At 69.5% G+C, this 1,126-nt stretch carries 1 protein-coding gene; it reads left to right on the top strand.

Translation table 11 applies throughout. From position 1 onward, the window contains the following. The coding region (locus LQV45_RS34645; RefSeq protein WP_230012453.1) for a glycosyltransferase family 1 protein at positions 1 to 951 on the top strand (951 nt) is incomplete at its 5' end. Between the last annotated feature and the right edge of the window lie 175 nt (positions 952 to 1,126).

The raw sequence follows: 1,126 nt of genomic DNA, 5'->3' as shown, positions 1-1,126 counted from the left end.
GGCGGTGTGTATCGGGTCAAGCGAATCCTTGCCGACTACGCGCCCGACGTCGTGCACCTCGCGTCCCCGTTCGTGCTCGGCTGGCGGGCAGCGCAGGCCGCCCACCAGCTCGGCATCCCCACGGTCGCCATCTACCAGACCGAGGTCCCCGGCTATGCGGGCCGCTACGGCGTCCCCTTCCTGGAGAACTGGGCCTGGAACCGGGTGGACCAGATCCATCTGCTGGCCTCGCGCACCCTGGTCCCTTCCACGTTCGCGCTCAACCAGCTCCGCGGCCGCGGCATTCCGCGCGTGGACATGTGGCGGCGCGGCGTGGACACGCAGCGGTTCAACCCCGGGAAGCGCGACGCCGGCTGGCGGGCTGCCGTGGCGCCCGGCGGCGAGCGCCTCATCGGCTACGTGGGCCGGCTGGCGGCCGAGAAGCAGGTGGAGGATCTGGCGGTGCTGGCGGATGTTCCAGGGATCCGGCTGGTGATCATCGGCGACGGGCCCCAGCGGGCCGCCCTGGAAGCTGCCTTGCCGCAGGCGGTCTTCACCGGTTTCCTCGGCGGCGACCACCTCGCCCGGGCCGTGGCCTCCTTCGATCTATTCGTCCATCCCGGCGAGTTCGAGACATTTTGCCAGACCATCCAGGAGGCCATGGCGTCCGGGGTGCCGGTGGTGGCCACTGGCCGCGGCGGCCCGCTGGACCTCGTGGAGAACTCGCGGACCGGCTGGCTGTACGAACCCGGCGACCTCGCCGGGTTCCGTGCCCGGGTGATGGACCTGATGGGCGACGACGCCAAGCGCCGAGCGTTCGCCGCGGCCGCGCACGCCTCGGTCCAGGGCCGGACGTGGTCCGTGCTCGGCGCCGAACTCGTTGGCCACTACAAGGCCGTGATTCGAGAGTCCCAAGTGGGCCGCTCCCCCCGCGTTGCCCTATCACTTAGGGCTGCCAAACCGGGGTTTTAAGCACCCTAGGTGATAGCGCAACTGGGCGGTTGGTCCTCCGCCACGGGCACGGATTCGGCCCCGCCCACGTGTTGACACCCTCTTGACACCCAAGGGAGGCTTCCGGCGCCTATGATTTCCCGATGGGAGGGTTCTAAATGTCTTGTTGGTGGTCTCAGGTTCGCACGGCGGTAGC

It is taken from the genome of Microbacterium sp. Bi128 (assembly GCF_918698205.1).
The sequence above is the reverse complement of the archived record's forward strand: the minus strand, read 5'-3'. Positions and strand labels throughout refer to the sequence as shown.